This window comes from Acidovorax sp. LjRoot129 (genome assembly GCF_964253765.1).
Classification (GTDB): domain Bacteria; phylum Pseudomonadota; class Gammaproteobacteria; order Burkholderiales; family Burkholderiaceae_C; genus Acidovorax.
In genome coordinates, this window is record NZ_CAXUSE020000002.1 from 49,363 (window position 1) to 68,138 (window position 18,776).

The 18,776-nt window shown below is 57.0% G+C and carries 30 protein-coding genes and 1 pseudogene; 1 reads left to right on the forward strand and 30 read right to left on the reverse strand.

The annotated features are described in order from the left end of the window. Positions 1-223: 223 nt before the first annotated feature. The 29 genes and pseudogenes from ACSQ3Q_RS24750 to ACSQ3Q_RS24890 form a co-directional block, all read right to left on the reverse strand. Positions 224-727 (reverse strand): hypothetical protein, encoded by a 504-nt coding sequence (locus ACSQ3Q_RS24750; protein ID WP_436137120.1) that lies wholly within the window; start codon positions 725-727, stop codon positions 224-226. Between the two features lie 38 nt (positions 728-765). Continuing rightward, positions 766-1,230: a hypothetical protein gene (locus tag ACSQ3Q_RS24755; RefSeq protein WP_436137121.1), complete on the reverse strand. Its 465-nt coding sequence runs from the start codon at positions 1,228-1,230 to the stop codon at positions 766-768. Between the two features lie 46 nt (positions 1,231-1,276). Next, complete coding sequence (locus ACSQ3Q_RS24760; protein ID WP_436137122.1) at positions 1,277-2,329, reverse strand: dienelactone hydrolase family protein; 1,053 nt, start codon at positions 2,327-2,329, stop codon at positions 1,277-1,279. An 886-nt stretch (positions 2,330-3,215) separates the two neighbouring features. Continuing rightward, the gene (locus ACSQ3Q_RS24765) at positions 3,216-3,557 is read right to left on the reverse strand and encodes a hypothetical protein (protein WP_436137123.1); all 342 of its coding nucleotides are present in this window, start codon (positions 3,555-3,557) and stop codon (positions 3,216-3,218) included. 65 nt (positions 3,558-3,622) lie between these two features. Then, positions 3,623-4,921 carry an ATP-binding protein gene (locus tag ACSQ3Q_RS24770; RefSeq protein ID WP_436137124.1) on the reverse strand — a complete coding sequence of 433 codons (1,299 nt, stop codon included), beginning with the start codon at positions 4,919-4,921 and terminating at the stop codon, positions 3,623-3,625. Positions 4,922-5,085: 164 nt separating this feature from the next. Then, a complete protein-coding gene (locus ACSQ3Q_RS24775) occupies positions 5,086-5,709 on the reverse strand; it encodes a hypothetical protein (protein WP_436137125.1) in 624 nt (207 codons plus the stop codon). A gap of 149 nt (positions 5,710-5,858) precedes the next feature. Then, positions 5,859-6,533 carry a hypothetical protein gene (locus tag ACSQ3Q_RS24780; RefSeq protein ID WP_436137126.1) on the reverse strand — a complete coding sequence of 225 codons (675 nt, stop codon included), beginning with the start codon at positions 6,531-6,533 and terminating at the stop codon, positions 5,859-5,861. A 68-nt stretch (positions 6,534-6,601) separates the two neighbouring features. Beyond that, positions 6,602-7,099: a hypothetical protein gene (locus tag ACSQ3Q_RS24785; RefSeq protein ID WP_436137127.1), complete on the reverse strand. Its 498-nt coding sequence runs from the start codon at positions 7,097-7,099 to the stop codon at positions 6,602-6,604. Positions 7,100-7,120: 21 nt separating this feature from the next. Next, a complete protein-coding gene (locus ACSQ3Q_RS24790; RefSeq protein ID WP_436137128.1) occupies positions 7,121-7,318 on the reverse strand; it encodes a hypothetical protein in 198 nt (65 codons plus the stop codon). A gap of 15 nt (positions 7,319-7,333) precedes the next feature. After that, a complete protein-coding gene (locus tag ACSQ3Q_RS24795) occupies positions 7,334-8,071 on the reverse strand; it encodes an adenylosuccinate synthase (protein WP_436137129.1) in 738 nt (245 codons plus the stop codon). Further along, positions 8,068-8,289, reverse strand: coding sequence for a hypothetical protein (locus ACSQ3Q_RS24800; RefSeq protein ID WP_436137130.1), 222 nt, complete (start codon positions 8,287-8,289; stop codon positions 8,068-8,070). The genes ACSQ3Q_RS24795 and ACSQ3Q_RS24800 overlap by 4 nt, the downstream gene beginning before the upstream one ends. A gap of 8 nt (positions 8,290-8,297) precedes the next feature. Further along, positions 8,298-8,837 carry a hypothetical protein gene (locus ACSQ3Q_RS24805; protein WP_436137131.1) on the reverse strand — a complete coding sequence of 180 codons (540 nt, stop codon included), beginning with the start codon at positions 8,835-8,837 and terminating at the stop codon, positions 8,298-8,300. A gap of 149 nt (positions 8,838-8,986) precedes the next feature. Continuing rightward, the gene (locus tag ACSQ3Q_RS24810) at positions 8,987-9,316 is read right to left on the reverse strand and encodes a hypothetical protein (RefSeq protein WP_436137132.1); all 330 of its coding nucleotides are present in this window, start codon (positions 9,314-9,316) and stop codon (positions 8,987-8,989) included. 7 nt (positions 9,317-9,323) lie between these two features. After that, positions 9,324-10,004, reverse strand: coding sequence for a YkgJ family cysteine cluster protein (locus ACSQ3Q_RS24815; RefSeq protein WP_436137133.1), 681 nt, complete (start codon positions 10,002-10,004; stop codon positions 9,324-9,326). A 108-nt stretch (positions 10,005-10,112) separates the two neighbouring features. Next, entirely contained in the window at positions 10,113-10,346 is a 234-nt protein-coding gene (locus tag ACSQ3Q_RS24820) for a hypothetical protein (RefSeq protein WP_436137134.1), read from the reverse strand. 13 nt (positions 10,347-10,359) lie between these two features. Beyond that, complete coding sequence (locus ACSQ3Q_RS24825; protein WP_436137135.1) at positions 10,360-10,857, reverse strand: hypothetical protein; 498 nt, start codon at positions 10,855-10,857, stop codon at positions 10,360-10,362. Then, positions 10,857-11,093, reverse strand: a complete 237-nt coding sequence (locus tag ACSQ3Q_RS24830; protein WP_436137136.1) for a hypothetical protein — start codon at positions 11,091-11,093, stop codon at positions 10,857-10,859. Before ACSQ3Q_RS24830 ends, ACSQ3Q_RS24825 begins: the two co-directional genes overlap by 1 nt. 95 nt (positions 11,094-11,188) lie before the next feature. Continuing rightward, on the reverse strand, positions 11,189-11,614 hold the full coding sequence (locus tag ACSQ3Q_RS24835; RefSeq protein ID WP_436137137.1) for a hypothetical protein: 426 nt from the start codon (positions 11,612-11,614) through the stop codon (positions 11,189-11,191). Positions 11,615-11,619: 5 nt separating this feature from the next. Beyond that, positions 11,620-12,093 carry an RES family NAD+ phosphorylase gene (locus ACSQ3Q_RS24840; protein WP_436137138.1) on the reverse strand — a complete coding sequence of 158 codons (474 nt, stop codon included), beginning with the start codon at positions 12,091-12,093 and terminating at the stop codon, positions 11,620-11,622. Then, the gene (locus tag ACSQ3Q_RS24845) at positions 12,090-12,671 is read right to left on the reverse strand and encodes an antitoxin Xre/MbcA/ParS toxin-binding domain-containing protein (RefSeq protein ID WP_436137139.1); all 582 of its coding nucleotides are present in this window, start codon (positions 12,669-12,671) and stop codon (positions 12,090-12,092) included. Before ACSQ3Q_RS24845 ends, ACSQ3Q_RS24840 begins: the two co-directional genes overlap by 4 nt. A gap of 204 nt (positions 12,672-12,875) precedes the next feature. After that, entirely contained in the window at positions 12,876-13,211 is a 336-nt protein-coding gene (locus ACSQ3Q_RS24850) for a hypothetical protein (protein ID WP_436137140.1), read from the reverse strand. A gap of 75 nt (positions 13,212-13,286) precedes the next feature. Beyond that, the gene (locus ACSQ3Q_RS24855; protein WP_436137141.1) at positions 13,287-13,688 is read right to left on the reverse strand and encodes a hypothetical protein; all 402 of its coding nucleotides are present in this window, start codon (positions 13,686-13,688) and stop codon (positions 13,287-13,289) included. A 114-nt stretch (positions 13,689-13,802) separates the two neighbouring features. Continuing rightward, a complete protein-coding gene (locus tag ACSQ3Q_RS24860) occupies positions 13,803-14,789 on the reverse strand; it encodes a transposase (protein WP_436137281.1) in 987 nt (328 codons plus the stop codon). Between the two features lie 51 nt (positions 14,790-14,840). Then, a pseudogene (locus ACSQ3Q_RS24865) lies at positions 14,841-14,978 on the reverse strand (hypothetical protein); the annotation flags it as partial. A 101-nt stretch (positions 14,979-15,079) separates the two neighbouring features. Beyond that, the gene (locus ACSQ3Q_RS24870; RefSeq protein WP_436137142.1) at positions 15,080-15,322 is read right to left on the reverse strand and encodes a hypothetical protein; all 243 of its coding nucleotides are present in this window, start codon (positions 15,320-15,322) and stop codon (positions 15,080-15,082) included. 109 nt (positions 15,323-15,431) lie between these two features. Next, positions 15,432-15,869: a hypothetical protein gene (locus ACSQ3Q_RS24875; RefSeq protein ID WP_436137143.1), complete on the reverse strand. Its 438-nt coding sequence runs from the start codon at positions 15,867-15,869 to the stop codon at positions 15,432-15,434. Positions 15,870-16,067: 198 nt separating this feature from the next. Further along, positions 16,068-16,376 (reverse strand): H-NS histone family protein, encoded by a 309-nt coding sequence (locus ACSQ3Q_RS24880; protein ID WP_436137144.1) that lies wholly within the window; start codon positions 16,374-16,376, stop codon positions 16,068-16,070. 449 nt (positions 16,377-16,825) lie between these two features. Continuing rightward, positions 16,826-17,446 carry a phospholipase D family protein gene (locus ACSQ3Q_RS24885; protein WP_436137145.1) on the reverse strand — a complete coding sequence of 207 codons (621 nt, stop codon included), beginning with the start codon at positions 17,444-17,446 and terminating at the stop codon, positions 16,826-16,828. A 42-nt stretch (positions 17,447-17,488) separates the two neighbouring features. Next, positions 17,489-17,707, reverse strand: a complete 219-nt coding sequence (locus ACSQ3Q_RS24890) for a hypothetical protein (RefSeq protein ID WP_436137146.1) — start codon at positions 17,705-17,707, stop codon at positions 17,489-17,491. A gap of 124 nt (positions 17,708-17,831) precedes the next feature. Between ACSQ3Q_RS24890 and ACSQ3Q_RS24895 the strand changes: the two genes are divergently transcribed. Next, a complete protein-coding gene (locus ACSQ3Q_RS24895; RefSeq protein WP_436137147.1) occupies positions 17,832-18,293 on the forward strand; it encodes a hypothetical protein in 462 nt (153 codons plus the stop codon). A gap of 25 nt (positions 18,294-18,318) precedes the next feature. On the opposite strand, the gene ACSQ3Q_RS24900 is transcribed toward ACSQ3Q_RS24895, so the two are convergent. Continuing rightward, a complete protein-coding gene (locus ACSQ3Q_RS24900; protein WP_436137148.1) occupies positions 18,319-18,720 on the reverse strand; it encodes a hypothetical protein in 402 nt (133 codons plus the stop codon). Between the last annotated feature and the right edge of the window lie 56 nt (positions 18,721-18,776).

Here is an 18,776-nt window from a genome sequence, read left to right on the forward strand (position 1 = left end):
TACTGAGCCTTGACAGCACAGTCTGCGGAACCGATTCCCACGTCAAAAGCCGAAAGTTAAAGACGGCGCAGGCGGGAGAAAGCCGAGTTCTTCAACAAGCAGCGATCTCATACACGTTCCGCCGCAAGGAGAGCTTGAGGATGAGGCTATGCGCGAACTGGGCTACTGAGAAGTCATCGCCTTACTCAACTCTTGGTGCGATCATCGGCGCACCAAGTCCAATTCACGTCTGAGCATTGGCGCCGTCCCCCGATTTTTTCGCGAAGCGTCGGATGAGGGCCTCGAAGATCTTTGCCTCAGCCTCGGTAAATTGAACCTCATCACCTCTGCCCGCAGCCTTTAGCTTCTTCCGCAGCCTCAACAGCAAGTAGGTCAGGTAACCCAACCCACCGCTCATGCCTAGGCCTGCAACGACGGGAACGACGATGGGAGTGGCGGGCAGGATTCCCGCCGACATCAAGATCCCCGTGAGCCCGCTTGCCCCTAGGGTGGTTCCGAAGTATCCCGCGCTCCCAATGATTGCGCTCGCAACGCCCGTTACGGTCAGCACCCCTGCACCAAGCACTGCGCTTGTGCCAGCAACCAGGGAATAGATTGCAGCCGAACTCAGATATGTGCCCGCCACATACCCACCAGCACTGGTAACGATCAATCCACCAGCAGCGTGGGGAACCAGACTGCCGCCCACTTTAAGGGCTGCAATGACAGCAATGAGGGGCAACGGCATTCACATTCCTTCCTTTAGTTTTTCTTTAGTCCTGAAGGCTACTGCGTGTTTTTAGCTTTGCCCGCTGTAAGGACGGCAAGCTCTTCAGAGATTGGTTCCCGTGTGCGAAACAGGTGGGTAATGTCCTCCCCGTGCCCGTGCTGACCCTTGTCGATGTAGACCATGCCGGATGGTCCGCGCAGGGAAAGCAAAGTCTCTTTTCTGAAGAGCAAAACCTTCTCGATCTCCCCCTCCCGCACGATGGCCAGCACGAAGTCATCCATCGCATCCACCTTGTGAGCGGGGAGCTGGCACAGCCACGATTTGGCTTCAGCGTTGCGTGACTTGACCTCTACCCTGCGCTGCTCTTTGGTCATAACGTCGAAGCCCTTCATGCAGTGGCTGGCCTGCACGCCTTCAAGCACCAGGGCGACTTCTCTCTCGATGAATTCGCCGACCACGTTGGACATGGACCTGTACTTGTGCTTTGCAAGCACGCGGATGGCATCTCGGATTTCGTCCATGGCTACTCCCAGAGGGACTGGCGTGCAGTTGGCATAGGGAAGGGGCTCAGGGAATGCTCTTCAAGAATGTGATGGTGTCCAGTACGGCTTCCGCTTGGATTGCTTTTGCCTCCCCGCCGCCGCGCGAACCCGGAACTATTGCCTGGCACTCATTAGCCGCAGCAGTGAATTCCGGCCCGGTGGTCATGGACTGCTTCTTCTTGAAATCGTAGACGTTATTCCCAAGGCCGCTACCCGCCTTCATGGTCATGTACATCTCCATGTCGCAATTCTTGGCGCTGGTGGTGCGTGGATTGACCCGGTACGCGAAGTTCAACGTGTCGAAACCGTGGCGAGCGCCCTTGAATTCCTTGTATCGAATGTTGTTGCCTTTGGCGATCAGCTCGTCATACCAGCGGCGGCAAACCCCAACGTCCTGCGCTTCTTCCAAATCCCGTTCTGCCAACAAGACCAGAATAGGAGCGGTCGCTTTTTCCCTGTCGTCGGTGCGGTAGCGGATGTTGCAGTTGCCAGGGTAGAACGACACATGCCCCGCGAACTTCACCGCACTTGTGTTCACGGGGTCAGACCACGTGGGCCAGGCAGTGTCGAATGCGGTACTGCCGCCACGAGAAAAGCCGATGTTGAAAATCCGCGCCGCATCGATCTGCGGATGGGTCACCAGCATTCGCAACGCATTCATGGTGTCGGCCACGTGGGCTGGGTATGGAACCCGCTCCTGGTTCGTGTTGGTCTCTGTCACGCCCCGAGGCTTGTAGCTGTCTGCAATCAGCACCGCATAGCCCACGGCATTCAATTCCTTGGCCCAGACGTCACGCATGTTGCTCTCTACTCCACCGCTGCCATGGCTGAGCACCACTGCCGGCACCTTGGCGTCCTTGGCCATGCCCTTCGGCATCAGCAGCTCTGCGGAGATCGTTGCCGGCGTCGAACCGGCCTTGATTTGCCGCGCGTAAAGGTGCCGGTTGGGCGGACTGAAGGACTCGTATTCAAACCGGCCAGTCGTGCCGTCGCTGAGGTCGCTCAACGCAGCAGCGTGTACCTGCGCAGCAGCAGAAGCAATCGCAAGCAACCGCACAAGCGATTTGAGCGTAGTCATCGCACGATTTGTTTTCATCCCAACCCTTTTCACAAACTAGCGCAGTGAATGTAACAGTATGAATCTCCCGTTTTACACTGAGAAGATGAGAAAAAGGTGCGTAACTGACCCCCAACGTTTGAGCTACCGATGACTACCCCCGGCCGCCTTCTCGCAATCGTGTCCGTGCATCCAAATAAGACCGTCCAGTGCCAGCAGCCTGGTTGCGGCCACAAGGTGTATGCAGCGATTCACGTGGTGCAGGAAGAAGAGGATCTTCTTGTGCTGGGCTCAACATGTTTTGCCAAAAGGTACGGTGGAGCTACTGCGCTGGGAGAGGCTTTGTATGCAGGTCGAGGCGGGGGCGACAAGGGCAATCCCCTCACTGACGAAGAGCGCAACATGCTGGCGACCAACACCGCCGAGTTGATCGCGCGCTTCAAGGCAGAGCAGGAGGCCTTGATTGCGGCTGCAGCAGCTTCGCAAGCGCGGCTTCGAGTGATGCCATATCAGACAGCCGCTCAAGTTGCCCCGGTGCGACGCCCTGCCCCGCCACCGCCACCTCCTCGGCCAGAACACCCTTGGCCGTGGCAGCATCGCCAAAACACGTCGGTGGCACTATTCAGCTCACGAGAAGGTCAGTATTGGGTGCGAGTCACGCACCACAACGGCACCCACGTGCTCGTGCCATGGCCACATTTCCCGGGATGGGAAACCGCTTTGTCTCGCGTCTGCGGCATTCCTGACCTTGAGCTGAAGGGGTATGTGGTACCTGCACCTGCAATTGCCACGGCGATGAATGCGCTCCACCAGCAACTGGGGTACTCAACACCGCGGGTGACAGCCTGGCCTGGAATTCTCCGCTTGGCGCCGCAGGGTCACAGGCCTTCTTCAGACTGATCCACACCTAGTCCGCGTGCAGGTTGAACTCTTCAATCGGCTTCTCGGTGATCGCCCAGAAAATCACGGGCGAGTAGTCGAAACTCTTGACCGCTTTGCTAACGTAGCGCAGACCATCTCGGGGCTCAAACACCCCATGGGGCACACGGGGATCGTCTCCCAACCACATGCGTGCGCGTGCGTCGCAGATCTGTCCCGTTGGAAGCTCGATCCACCAGTGAAGAGTGATGTGCCCTACCCCACCCACTTCCAGCGAACCGATATGAATCACGTGCTCGATGCCCTCGCGCATCAGGAGATGGGAGAGTGAGCGTGTCAGACCATCGCACTCCAGCGGAAGGGCGTCCAACAGGTGCACTGCTCGGGCTGCTACAGCCTCGGGGCTTCTGTTCTGGTTGCGCTGGGGCTTGGGGCTCATAGTGCGGCCAGCGGCACAGCCCACATGCCTTCACCAAAGGAGAGGGCCTTGTCGCCGTCATAGAGGACGATGCCAGTGATGAAGTCCTTGGCCGTCTGGGACTGCAGCCGCCTGAGGCCCTTGAAGTCTTGGGCGCCCACGGTGGCCGCTGCCTTCGCCTCAATGCCGATGATCTGCCGCAGTGGAGACTCCATCACGAAGTCCACCTCCACCTGGTCCTTGTCTCGGTAGTGAGCCAAGTACCAGGCCTCGTCGTTCATGGCCAAGATTTTGCGCAGCTCCGCATACACCCAGGTTTCCAGGGTCGAGCCCCAGCGGTCCCGGTGTTTGATCAGCATGTCGGGGGTGAGGCGCATGAGAGTTGCCTGCAGCCCCGCGTCCAGGAAATGCAGCTTCGGCGTCTTGATCAGGCGGCCCAGCTCGTTGCGCCCCCACGCCGGCAAGCGCTGCACTAGGAACAGCTTTTCGAGAATGCCCAGGTACTTTTCCACCCTGCGGTTGTCCATCGAGAGTTGACCGCCTATCTGCGAGGCATTGAAGAGCTGACCGCAGTGCGCCGCGGCCACATCCAGCAGACGAGGGATTTGGTCCAGGTGCTCGATCTGCGCGATATCTTGGACGTCCCGCTCCACCAGGGTGCGGATATAGGACCTTGCCCACGCAGTACGCCGCGCTGCACTCAGGCGAGCCCGCATTTCAGGGTATCCGCCTGCCAAGGCGTTCAGGACGGTGTCCGACTCCCCGTTCACCGCAGGTGTCACCCATTCGCTGTTGGTAAGGGGCCAGTTCTGCTCTTGAGCACGCTGCAGGAAGTCGCTGGCGCGCCCTTGTAGCTCACTTTGCGACAGGGGGAGCAGAGTGTGGATCTCCACGCGTCCAGACAAGCTGTCAGCGATTTGGGGCAGCGCCATCAGGTTAGCTGAGCCCGTGAGGAGAAACCGGCCTGGGCGGCGGTCTTGGTCGACCGACTGCTTCAAGGCCAGCAGCAGCTGAGGCGCGCGTTGCACCTCATCAATGATCGCGCGGTCGAGCTGCTTGATGAGCCCGACCGGGTCATTCCTGGCCGCATCGAGTAAGGCTGGGTCATCCAGAGTCAAATAGGGCATGCCCTCCGATGGGACCTGCTCCGGGGCTTCAGGAACGGTAGATGCCATTCCTTGGGCGAACTGTTTTACCAGGGTGGTTTTGCCGCACTGACGAGGCCCATTCACCATCACAACGGGTGTGTCCATCAACGACAGGCTCACCCAGCCAGTGAGGTGACGATAGATCAGGTCTTGGGACGCAGCGGACATGAAGATTTGGGTGGGGAAGGATCGTCCAATTACGCATTGGTTCTTCGTCCAATTCTACAATGAACATGCGTCCAATTCAGCAATGAACCATCGTCCACAACCACATTGCTACGCGACCCAGAGACTGCTTGCAGGGCTAAAGTCCCGTAAAGTCCTGGGCCAGCCTAGTGGCCTACTCGGTCCGCCGCTCGGGCGGTTGAAAGTGGTAGCCATCCTTGCTCTGTAGAGCTCTCCCACAAGCGCGGATCGGTAACAGCCTCAAGGTACCCATTGAGCAGGCAGGCGACATAGTCCTCAACCTGGTCCAACACCTGCCGCGCAGTTTCGGCCTCCCTCCAGCCCTCATGGGGGTCATCATCCTCCAGCGCAGGGCATGACACCACAAAGCTTCCAGCGTATTCATGGGCAATATCGATTCCGTACCTGGCTGCGAGCTTGCGCGCACGTTGAAGCAGCCTACGGTCCGATGCGACGGTGTCACCGGGTACTGCCATGGGCAAGCGATTGATCACCATGTACTCACTCACCTCGCCTCGCTCCCACGGGATGAGCTGAGTCGCCCAGTCAACAGGGCCTAGTGAAACACCACACTGGTACTGTCCACCCAGGACAACGCCATAGTGGTTTGCGAAGTCAATGACGACGTGCTTTTCAGCGAAGAGGTTGACGTGTTCAACCAGCCACTTCCGCACGTGCACGCGATGCGCTGGAGGTATCAAGAAATGCTCTACCTCGCACCCGAGGGTGCGCATGGCCTGAAGGAAATGCATCGGGTAGACGCCGGTCACGCGCCTATCCCCACTTATGGAACGCAACACACGCGCCGCATGGTCTGTTGTCAGCCCCAGAACAGATGCGATGGCCGCTGGCCCGCAAAAAGTGTTTTTCCCGCGGATGGTATGCAGTCTGCGACTCACGGGGGCTCCAGTTCCAGCCTTTAGACGAGCACTGCTGGTCGAACTTTGCCAATGAGCGTAGAGAGCTTCGCAGGGTCGATGTGGTGCTCGGAACGGGACACCCCAGTAGCTACGAGGATGTGAGTCAGGGCCGGGGCATAGATATGCACGTTCTCTGGTGTCATACCGCTGGCGATAGCAAGAGCCCCGCCCTCCCCCATTGACACGATCTTCTTCGGGTCTGGAGCGTGGCCAGTGGCCTCACCGCTGGTAGTGGGGATAAAGCCAGCCTCACGCGCTTGAGCTGCGGCTCCGACAGGGTCGATTTCGTGAGGACGGTACTTGAACGCAACGCTCGCGAAAAGCTTCAACTGGGGCTCTTCCCGGGCTATGGATGCCATCGCGCGGCCATCAGCCGTCAGCCCTTGGGAGTCAACGCCCATGTCGTCCGCCCATACCATCGGGGCCCCCACTTCGATAGCCATCCTCGCTGCCTTGACGCATCGCATGGAAAGCAGATTCAACCCTATCGGGAAGCCTGCGTTTTCTTGGATGGCGGTGCGCGCGATGTCCAACAATTCGAGATCCGCGCCCTCATGCGAGATCAGGAAAACACCGGCAGCGCCACAGGCCCGCGAAACAAGAATCTCGGAGAAAGTGGTTGTCGCATCCAGGTGGTGGATCACGGGGAAGACATGGGGCATGCGTGCATTCATATTGGGGCTCTTGGAGCTGCTGGTAAACCTAAAACAGATGCGAGAGGGCCGGGAAACGTTACCCGAAATCAACCTTGGGCCTTGAGTCGCGCAATGCTTTCCTCTCGACGCCGTCTCAAAGCTTCTTGCTCAACTTCAATCTCGCGCTTGAAATGTCGGCTCAATGCCTCAGCAACGTCGCAGTTGCGCAGCTTGCTACGGGTAGCCATGAGGGTTCGAAGATAGCAGCGCCCCGCTTCGTTGAAGGAAAAGTTGTTTACGAGATCGATCCCATCCTCTTCAATCTCCGCAAGGAAATCGGCCACAAGGATGCAGCCGAAAAAGAGCGCGCATAGGCCCAAGGCACCAAGAATCGCAGCGTTAATCTGGTCCATGCGAGGTTCTGTGAATACTCCCAGAAACCCGGCAATCGACAACGAGATAAATCCTGCCCCAACGAGCACCAGGAGGAGAACTAGGCCAACAGGGAAGTTGGTGAAACCGCTAGCCTTGGCCGTCAATTTCAACAGCTCCGGGTCTGCGCGAGAAGCTGAGGCGTCGTTCGGCATGATATGTAAATTCGTCATTTTTCTCCTTCAAAACTTTGCTCAGGCAACTAAAAGTGCAGCAACCAGCAATACGACAAGTGCCATCACGATGGGCACCCACAACCAGGTAGGCATCCGCCAAAAATATCGACGGTCAGTGGAGACGAACCGCAGATTGCGCTGCAGCCTCTGCAGCTTCCGTTCCTCATCCGCCTGCTTCAGTTCGGCCGCAGGATCGCGACCAGATCTCTCGTACATATTCGTTCTCTCGATTCAAATTTCAGTGATGCGGAGCCTTGGGAGCGTGCGGGTCGACAGGGCGGCTTCCAGCGCTGGTAGGGAGCCGTGAGCTGCGCGATATCGGCCTAGCTCATCGGTCAGCTCATGAACTTGGTGCAGTAGATCTCCAGACTTGTTTTTGGCAACACGCAGCTCATTGACGAGGTCATTGACGCGGAACGCCAAGCGGTTGCGCTCTTTGCCTAGATCGATGAACTTCTCAGCGTCTTTGACCCGGTCGAACATGCGCACCACCAGGAAAAACTCGCGTGCCGTGTCCGACTCATGGCGCATCGCTGCGAGCCGCTCCTCCTGGAGCTTGTAATCGGAGCCCGTATACGCACCAACGAGTGTTTTCAGGTGTCCACGTGCATTAACCTCGACAAGGCCCCACTTTGGAGGCAGTTCCTCAGGTGCTATGAGGCCTTCAGGGGCGAGGTAATAGCGCCAGTTACCAACTCCGCCCATTTGGCGATGGGGCTTCAGCTTGTCTGCGAGGAAATCGGCCCTGGTGACCTTGCACTCGACAAGGACCGTGCCATCACCGGCCGTACCAGCGGCTCTGTAGCCCAGGGCGTCAGGCACTTCACCAGTCCAGCCAGTGCGGCATTCGTCAATCGCAACGCTGCAGCCATGACCTCCACGCGATGACGGGCGCTTGAGCCAGCCAACCGCCAGCTTGCACAGTTCGGCATGCTTGAACGGGGCTTTCACTGGAGCCTTGTTGATCATCCTCGGGCTTGCGCAAGGATTTTTTCAAACGGATTCACCGAGCCGCTGCCCGCGCCGTCCACAACGACAACGTTCAAGCTGAGTTCGTTGATGTAGAGGATGTCGCCCTGGATTGCGACGCCTGACATGAGGCCCAGTTGCAGTGCTGATTCCAGCTCGTCTGCATCGGCGTCCATCTGGGTGAGTTCGGCGCGGGTAACTTCAACTGTGATTTTCATGATGCTGTTCAGGAACGCTGTGAACTGGAGATTTCAAGCATTGGCATGCACCGCTGCACTTCGTTTGAAAAGCTCCTTTCCGCGCCCTGGTGGCTGGCCAATGCGGATGCGTGCGGCTCGTGACCCCGAGCCACCTGCAATTGCGCTTCGTAATCGAAATGCGTTTTGAGGGCCTGTTGGAGGTCGACTACGCGCAGATAGGCCCTCCCGGCCAGAGCTTTCTCCAAATGGCTCTTGCCAGCTTTGTTGAAGGGAAAGACCTCCAGCAGCAGGAGCCCGTCATCCCCCAGAGGCCTGAAGCGCCCCATGCCGATGAGGATGCTTCCCGCAAAGAAGGCCAGCCCCAACGCATACATCGTCGCGAGAAGGACTGAATCAAGGGGGTTTGGCAGATGCCCCCCAGCCGAAATCCGAGCGGTTTCCAGAACGATTCCAGCCCCCATGCCAAAGAAGACGATGGCGATCACCCTTTGGCTCGATAAATAGTGGCGAGCGAGCTCCACGGCGTTATCGCTGGTGGAGCTTGAATCGATTGTTGGGTATGTCATGACGAGGCCGGACAGAAAATGAAGCGAGGGAACAAGCGTCGGTGCGCCCTTCCCTCGCGTTCAATTGTCCAGACACGCACCGCTCCAGAAGCCCCCGAAAAGCAAGCAAAACAGTGACGTTTCGCCTGAGGGGCTGTCTGTGACCTACATCACGCCCCAATACTGGTGTAGCAGGGATGCAGCTTCCAGAACTCATCAGCCGAAATCTCGCGTGAAGCCATCCCGTAATGGGCCTCCAGGAGCGGAACGACTTTGGCAGCGAATGCTTGTTTGACCGCCGCGCTCCCGTTGAACACCGAGCCGCCGCACTCAAAGCACAAGGCGCCGTCCAGCCCAGTCACGTCCACCCCAACTCGATGAGCCAAGGCGTCGAGACCCGGAATAACGTGATGGCCGTATGGCACGCGCAGGTAGCCAGCGCCCCTACGCTTGGGCACGAGGACATTGAAGTTGTTCGCCACCCATGAATACAGGAGCACGAGGCGCTTAGTCTCCGCCGCAGCCATTGGTATTGACCCGGGCGGGATCACCGAGCACTGTCCCATCGGTCTTGCTGTGGACGTCTCCCAGCCCCACCGGGAACCACTCGCGAATGTCGGCGTACTCCTGGTGAGGTCCCAAGGCGACGACGGCTCCTACATGGTGATCGGTAGCGTTCAGATAGGGAACATTCGTTTCCCCGCCCTCAATGAGCTGGCACAACAGGGGGTCTTCGTCCAGGTTGATCAGCAGCCGGCACTGAAGGGGCCTTGAGCCGTAAACGCCGCACTGATCGCCCTTCAGGAAGGTGCACGGCTTACCAAAATACGCTGCCGTGGCGGTCTGCAGCGCCTCTTGAACGTCGGAGCTGTTCATCGTGAATCTGCCCGCGCTCGGGTTGAGCGCTGCGCCTGTCTCCTTGGCGATCACCTGGGCTTCGGTTCGGGAAACCATCACGGTGATATGGCAGCAGTGCGCACAGCCTTTACCGCATGCAGCAAGATGCTTCGCGCCATCAGCAAAGTAGTCTGCGGCCTTGCGTAGCCAAGTGACTCGCTTGGTAGCGTTTCCAGCGCGTTGTGCCTGGTCCACCATTCTCAATTCAGGGTTTCGATCACGGCCATGGAGTGTCCGTACCTTGGCTTCCACCCGGTCCTTGAGGCCCTCCCACCGCTGTTCGATGCGCATGCGATTCTCAGCCGTGGCAGGCAGTATCTGCCCAGCGGGAATGAGCCCCTTCGGGTCGTTCATGTCGGCCGACGATGGAATTTCTGTTGACGCCACGGGTCCCCCCATTCAGGCAAGGCCGCAAACACCTGCAAGCGACTTTTGCAGCACACCGTTTCGCAGGAGCGACTCAACGGTTGCTGGGGGAACCGACCGCGTGGTGACGCCATCGCGCAATCTGAAGAGGCCGGTGTCGCTGTGGTGCTGCAACGTTGCACCTTCGCGTATCTTGCTCACCAGGAGATGTTGCGGTTCGCTGAGCTTTCGGACTGCGTTCCTCGTTGCTTCGCGTGCCTTGGTCATGCTCGCTTCCTACCTATGCCTGACCAGTGAAGCGGCTGGCCGCATCGTTCCGGCGCTGGTTGAGCGCTTCTTGCTCCATAGCCCCTTCATGCTCGAAGTGCAGACGCAGAGCCTTCTCCAGGTCTATGGTGCGGACAGCGCCGCGCTGCGCAACAACACTTCTTAAATGGTCCTCGCCGGGCCTGTTGAAACGGAAGCTTTTCATGATCTCGATGCCCCAGTCGTTGACTGGGGCGAACCGAGCACGTACCAACATCGAGCAGAAATGAAAAATTCCTGCAGCCGCGATAGCACATAGAGCAACCAACACATACGCGATGTGCAGTTCAAACGGCAGCTCATAGAGCGCATATCCCACAAACCCCGTCAATGCGAGGGCAACGCCAACCGCCACCGCAAAAATCCAGGTTGGAAAGTACATATATGCCTCAACCTTGAGCTGTGCATCAGCGTTTGATTTAGTACCCTCGCAGGAGCATTCTTTAGGCTGATCGCAATAAGGGGTGGACATCAGTTCTCTCCTTTCGCTTCGAGAAGCGAGGTTGCTATTTCTTCGAAGCAATCAAGCGCCGCATCCAGCGCGGACGCCGCTTCTTCGCTGGCCTGACCGTTCTGAGCAGACTGAAGCGACTCGGGCATGTTTTCGAACGCTTCAACTTCATCATCATGGATCTGTTGAAGGCGATCACGTAGATCCATCAGCTCATCGAGCAGAGTCTGGATCTCTCTGCGGCGCTGATCATTCATGACTCAATTGTCCCAACACGCTGAGGCTCGCAGACCCCTTGAAAAGCAAGGAAAAACGCGACGTTACGAACTTCCATGAGGGCGGCGCTTGATGGTCAAGTGCTTTTGCCACCTGGTTGAGTCGAGTCACCTGCCCTGGCGGTGCCGCTTAGAGCTCCCGCCAAAGCGCTCTCGGCCGCAGCCTGAGCGGGCTCAAGGCCCTCATCAAGAGCTGCACATGCGAGCATCACTAGGCGGGGCACCCGGTCGGGGTCCTTGAGATAGCTGGCGTAGGTCGCACGGCTAACCCCCAGGGCCTTGGCGCCGCTTTCATAGGTGTGGCCATGCCGTAGGTGCCAAACGCCAATGTTGCGCACGCAGTGACCAATCGTGACTCCATGGCAGGCAAGCGCAACACTCGTGGGCAGCTTCTCGCGCTTGAGGTAGCTCCAGAAAGTAACGCGGCTAACCCCAAGGGCTTTTGCAGCTGCCTCGTAGGTGTAGTTGTGCAGCCGCTGCCAATCTACGAGATGTTCATTCATGAAAGTTAAATCTTCCACAATCGACCGTCATAAAGAAATTTGCGCACCTTCGTCACGGTGATTTTTTTCGCGTCTGGGTGTTTGGGATTGATGAGGATGTTCAGTTCTTCAGGCACAACAACTGAGGGGATCGCATAGACCGCGCTGGAGCCGCTCTTCAGCCAAGAGTCCCCAGCGTTCAGAGAGACCTTTCCGAACGGCAGCGCATCCCACCCCACAGGCAGACTGTCCGCGGTGTCCTTCTTCCTCGCCTTCCACACATCCGGTGGTACATCCAATCTCACTAGATAGCGATTGGCTGGCACGCCTGGCAAATGGACCACAGTCTCCAGCAAAGCCAGCGCGATAGAGCTAGCCGTGTAGAGAACCGGCGTGCCCTGGCTATTCCAGCGCCCACCCGAAATCCGGGCACCCTCACCCGTTGCGTCGTCGGCCGTGTAGTCCTGTGTGTCTTGCGCAATTCGCCAAACAGCTGTCATGCGTAAGCACCGCTTTGAGCCTGTGACAGCAGGCGCGATACCAACTGCTGCCCTTCGGCCGAGTCCATGTACCCGGATGGCTTGCGACCGCCCAAGGCCGGGCTTGGCTCCTCCAACCATTTTGCGACCCATTGGGCGGCATCAAAACCCTCTTGCCCCCCTGATTCATCCACCATCGCCTGCACCTGGCCGATTAACCTCGTGATGCCGTAGACCCGCGAAGACAACTCAAGCGGCATACGAAGCTTTTTGCTCGAAAAACGATGGAAGGTAGCCCGTGGCACACCAAGAATTTCCAACAGCTTTTCCTGCGTGACCTTCATGTTGCCGGCGATTTGGTCCAAAAGCGAGGGCTCCACACCCGACTTGACGACTTGCACCCACTCCAAGGGCAGAGCACGATATGCGTTCAGGTACAGATCAGCATGACCTGAATCCCGCCGAGAAATTTGCTTTCTATCGGTGACGATCACACTTTTCTTCACGCGTGGGGGCTTAACTTTGCGTGGCTCTGCGCTGCCTCCCCCCGCAAACGCAGAGGCGCGTAAAGGCTTTTTATGGGTGATGATGACAGGCATAAATTCTCCTTTGAAGGTGCATTCTGTCTCAGATGGAGCTGAAATGCCATCGTTCAACCTCGCCTGTTGACTCCCAGACTTTGGGGGCGGGGATCTCATTGCAGGCACGGGTGGTGTGCCACGCGGGAGACAAGGTTCATCTGCGACATCGGTTAGCAAAAAAAAAGCACCCTTTGGGGTGCTTGCAGCGCTGGGGATGTTCGGTCATATGTACCGCCGTAAATGTGCTTTGGCCTGGTCACCTAAACCTATCTTTTGGGCTGTCCGTACGAACTCATCAGCCCCCGCCGCAGTGACAGGGAACACCTGAAAATCACCGTCCTGCCCCAGGATAGCTACCGCCTCGTTGACCTGGGCGAACGGGGAAGGAATCTGCTCAAGTCTCGCTCGTGTTTCCTTGTCGTCGCGATCATCGAGCGCCTGCAGTGCCCAGGTCACGATCTCTTCCCCCCTGAGGCTACAAACGAAGGGTTTGACTGTGGAACCCGTTTGAGTGCTTCGAATGCTGCGGATGACAAAGTATTCGGTCTGAAAGGGCATCTTTTCTCTCCGGTACGTCGCCCGGCGACACGTGGAGTTACATCATATGCCTGACTCTCAAAGAGACTTTTTATCTCACTCCTCGCACGTCTTCTGAGCGCGAAAGACGTTATTGTTGCGGCTGAGCAGTTCTACTGCCATAAGCTGACCTACTGCCCTGAGTAGCGCGCGGATGAACCCCGATACCGACTCTTGCAGCTGAGTGATCGATGCAGCGACCGGTATTTCCAATGCCGCAGCCTGTTTCATCGGCGCATCATCCGCCCCTTGATTGACGCTCGCACAGAGAATCAGGCCATTGCCGGTGGCCGTCCGCAGGGACACGTGCGCACGGTGCCCGCCAGCAGCACCGGGAAATTCTCGTACCAGCTCGTCGACTGCGCTACCGACACTCCATCCAGACCGCTTCAGCAGGTCAAAAACGACAAGTTTGGCGGCTTCTGAATCGCATGAATTGGAATCGTATTTGCGGCGCATATTCGTTCGACAGTCCAAAAACTGAACCATAGAAGAATAGGAAGTAAGGCGCAACGTCAAAATCCGATTTCTAGTTGTGGAGCCAGCAAATTTTTCTTCACGTTATGCCCTGCATCACTGAGCCTTGAGAACCTGGTCCCGAAGCCGAGAGATACCCATTCCGGGGCTAGAGATTGAGAACGCCGGCACGCCCGAAGGACACATCAATCTGGCCCGCAATGCCGAGATTGAATATTCACGGCCAAGTTGCTGCAGCAATCGCGCCATTTCCACGCCGTCAGTGACACCCAAAATGAAAGGTGGTGGGGCACCGGTTGAGAAGGCATTGAGGATCTGTAGCTGCCAATGTGACCACTGAAGGTCGAAGGCATGGAAGGACGATCTGCCTTCGGGGCTCAGTTGCGACAAGGCGAGGTCGATCCGTGCTTTGGCCTCTTCCGCGCAGACGGGGCTGGTAGACCCGTAGAGGCCCATGACTGTCCTGGTGAAGCCATGGGCCTCGGCCAGTGCGGGGTAGCGGCTCAGAAGCCCTTTCAATTGCACCAGCGAGGATGCATTCAATTGATCGTACGGGGTGAATAGGGCTTTCAAATCGCCGCGCATGCCGCGCAGCTGCCGAGGCTCCAAGTGGGCGCGTACGCTGATACGGATCGCCGTCAGCCCCTCACGTAGCAAGCTCTGAACTGCCAGGGGATCAATAAACACCCTCGCGGCCGGAAAACAATGGGTGGCTGCTTGGTGAGCCACCGGGTCAAAGTCAATGCTCAGGTGTGCAATTTCCTTGGCCTTGCCAAGCGACTGCAGGGCATCAGTGAGAGCTTCCGCGGTCGGATCTTCCACAAGATCGACGAGCATCTTGCTGCCGGCGTTCAGGATGAGATACCTGCGACTGCCCATGACCTTCGCGGCAAGGATCGCCATCGACGATCCGGCATTCATCCGAACTTTCGCGCGAATGTTCTGCATGTGCTCGTCGAAAACAGAGCGAACTGTTTTCTCGTGAAGGCCGACCTCAGCTGCAATAGACACGAAGGGCCTGGCCACCGCAGCCTCCCCTATCCAGCGGACGAGCCGCTGCGTCAGCATGCGCTGCGGCGACATGGCTGGAAGATCCTGGGTAAAGGTTCTGCGACAGCTCTCGGATTTGCAGCGGTAGCGCTTGGCTTCCACTAAAAGCTCGACTGCTTTGCCACGGCGAGGTATGTCTTGGAACCTCTGGGGCTGGCTACCCCAAGGGGCGATCTTTGCGCCGCAGTGCGGGCACTTCGAAGGAAAAGCAACGCAGTGCATTGCGACTCGCAGCGTAGATCCGACCTCCTCAAACCTGTCGACGCGGTACTGATGGGTGAGTATGGGTGCGTCCTCAATCGCCAATGGGCGTGCCGCTTCAATCACATGCGGGTGCGCAGCTCTTGGGTCAGCGCATCAAAACGTGAAAGGTCCTTCTCTCTAACGGCGCGGGCCAGGGCTTCCATGATGCCGCTGACTGTCATCGAACTGGGAGCAGCGTTCCGATCTCGCTCGCGTTGAGCGGCCTTGTGCTCGGCTGGAGTTCGTGCGCGACCCGTGGGGGGCCTGCCCCTGCGCTTCTTGCCAAGGATATCGACGGTGAACTTATCTTTGGGATCTTGCATATCGACGGTTCAAACACTGGCGGGGGCGCACAAAACTCTCAACTGCCTGTGTGTCTCGGGATTCCGACGAGTGGGAGTCTGAGATGGCCTGCATTACAGGCGGATGAAGCTAGCGATATCCACTGATCCGCAGATGAACAACCAGGGCACGCCATAAATCGATACCGCGAACCGGCAAGTTGGCCTTTTTCCGGACTGCAATCAAGTGCCTAGCCTCGTCCGCGAATTCAAAGTCACTCACGAGCAGCGCTTCCATTCCCTTCACCGGCTTTGCCAAGCTAGTGGCATTGGCCCAGAACATGGCGAAGCATACGATTGACAAAATGCCGACCAAAGGAGCCATCGGAGATGAGAAATTCCCATCTTTCAGCTCAAACGCAAGCCAAGCTGAGAAGCAGCTAGCGAACACCGCATATATCAACACCACCACTGGGTGATGCTCCTTCACAAATCCCCGGCCATGGAGGATGAGTTGAACCTGGGCGCTTTTCGTATTCGCTCTCGCGACAAGAAATCCTGATTCGCTGAACTCGTTGCTCATGTACATGGGGGCCTTTCCTGGGGGCTATTGGTGCTGTTCTTGCCTCTGTAGTGCAAGCCCTGCAATTATTTAACACGACAGTCAGACAAACACCCCCCGAAAAGCAAGCAAAAAGTGGACGTTTGACCTATCACCTTCATCTCTACTCCGCTTAGACAAAAAAAAGGCTCCCCGCAGGAAGCCTTTTGTAGCGACGAAGCGCTTTTATGAATTGATCAGATACTGCGTACGATCTGAAGCGCCTGCGATCCAGCGCGGTGCTTTGCCACGGCCAGTCCAGGTGGAGCCTGATGCCGGATCGCGGTACTTTGCAGCCACGGTACTGCCCTTGCGGGATGACTTAGATTCACCCGTTGCAGCTTTACCGCCGAAAATGTCTTTTTCTGTCAACGAAAAATCGGCGCACAGCTTCTTAATAGTTGCAATAGCCTCGCCTACTTCACTCTTGCGCGCTTCAGCAATCTGAGCTTCCAGCTCTTGCTTCTGCTTCATCAACTCTTGATAAGTTGCCATGTGGTGTGAGCCTCAAAATATTAATGACGAACGTCATTTTACATACGTTGAATAATTTGGGGCTCAAATGCAGCAGATAAACTGCAACATCAAGAAACTGACGGCAATGGGCAGTGGTCTCTCAAGAAGAGATACGCTCGTTTTCTTTGGGCGGAACTGAGCCGCTTGATGAGAGATATAGACTCTGGCGAGTGGGGCTGAACAAGAACAGAACCAGAACGAGAAGGTACCCCTCGCAAAAGGGCCGCATTTTCAATGTCCCGGCGCCACTGCATCGCTTTTTGCTCGTTCTGCGCTACTAGACGGAGGTGCTTGCCCGATCCCGATGTGAGCTCATAGGAGATCAACTGGTCCGCATCTGAAGCAGTTTTAGGTATTCGCAGAGTCATTGCATTTCATCAATTGTTCGATTGCACGAACAATTGTATAGCAATGCAATTATTTTGCAATTAATAGCCGGGTTCGAACGGCTCCGACAGCTTCCAGTTACTTGCGAAGTGCCCAGCGTACACAGCTACCAGCTCCGGATTGTCCCAGTGCACGATGACGTTTTCCGAATTGCGCGTAGCTGCTGCTTGGCTGTAATTGAAGCTTCCAGTCTGCACGGTTCTCGGGGTCAAAATCACCTTGTCGTGGAAGATCGGATAAGCGCCCACCACCCGGACCTGAGCCCCCGCTAGCTGCAAGGTGGCCAATGCAGAGCGGGACTTTGAGGTGTTGCCTTCCCCCAGGTTCTGTTTCTTGTCGGCCAGCACATAGACATGCACACCGCGTTTAACGGCTCTCACCAGGGCAGCGGTCACCTTTGCGCTGGTGAAAGAGTAGGCCATCACTCTCAAATCACCCTGCGCGCTGTCGATCACACGCAGGACCAACTCCTCGGCTCCCTGATTGGGTGAGAACGCAACCTCAATCGAACCCCTAGAGTTAACGACAGTGCCACCAGGGCTTGTCAGCTCTCGGACCTTGCGCAACTGCTCACCCGCATCCGATGCCATCCGCTGGGCTTTGCCCCCCCACCCTTCTGCTGCGTTACCAGCGGACAGCCCAAGGCAAAGCAGCAACGCCAAACACGCTCTAGATCCTGTAGTTACGGATTGCATCTCCATCCCTTAATGCGCGGCCACGCGAGTCGGTTGAGGCGCTTGCTGTTCAGGAGGCAGATGCGTCAATGCCACATCCAAAGCGTGTTGAGCAGTCGCAGTCAGCGTGGTAGAGGCTCGCTCGACGACACGGTCCACTGCACCTGAAGCTCCATCTGCAGTTTCCATCACCACGGCAACCGCGAAGCTTATCGCGGCAAAAGTCAAAGCGCTGTTCAGAATCGACATGAAAATTCCCTTGTTTTAAAGTTGTGCAATTCGTAATTGACGTTAAAGCAACTGTAATTGCATTGGCAATTGCAAGTTGTGTTTAAATTATGTAGGATTGGCCACATCGAAAAAGGAGTTTGGAATGCTGAAATTGATCAAGATTGCAATGCTTGCTGTGGCCGTAGGGCTGACTGCATGCGGGACGATGACCCAGGAACAACTCAACGAGATGGGCCGCAAGACTCGCGCGGACAACGACTACAAAGTCATCATCGAAGGGCGAATCAAAGAAGCCCGCATTGGCAAGCCACCGCGCGACGTCAAAGCCACTGACACGATCGGCTTGGCGACTAAGAGCGATACGCTGCAGGGGGCCTTCTTGGTCGTAGGCGTCATCGATCTGATCGAGAAGAGCCAGGACGTCATGCACGTGACCTACACCGACTACGCCACCGGCGAAGAAAAGAAGCTGCTCGCCCCGGCTCCAAGGAACCTCACCAATTTCCAGCCAGGCACCCTCTTCCGGTATTTCCAGACGACCAACAACTCGAATTACTTGCGGGTGTTCAAAACGGAAGAAGACTTTGCTGCCTTCAATCGATAGAGCTTTGCTGATGCGGGGGATGCAATCAGTGCGCATGCATTGCCGCCAGCGCCAGCGCAGCGGCCTCCGGATGAGCCCGAAACCAGACGTCAACCCAGAATCGTGCTTCCTCTAAGGCTGCTCTGAACACCTGTGGTTCGAACATGACGACCGTTGACGTTTTAGGCGCGGCTGAAGAATAGGAGCCAACCGAAACTGCAATGGTTTGCCCGAAGATCTTCTCGGACTGAACACCCAGGAAGTTTGGAGTGAAGTCATCGGGCACTTCGACCCTCAGACCGAATGAGTAGCCCTTTGCCCCTCGGCCGCTGGTGTCGAACCCGTTGATGAAGCAACCTTTGTAGACCTGATATCGCTTTACCTGAGCAACCACAAATCCGATGCTGATTGCATCAGTCGCACTAGGGAATGAGTATTTGGTTTGCATGGTTGGGAATGCTTTTGGCCAGTGTCCAAAAACAATCCGCACATGTCATTTTTTTA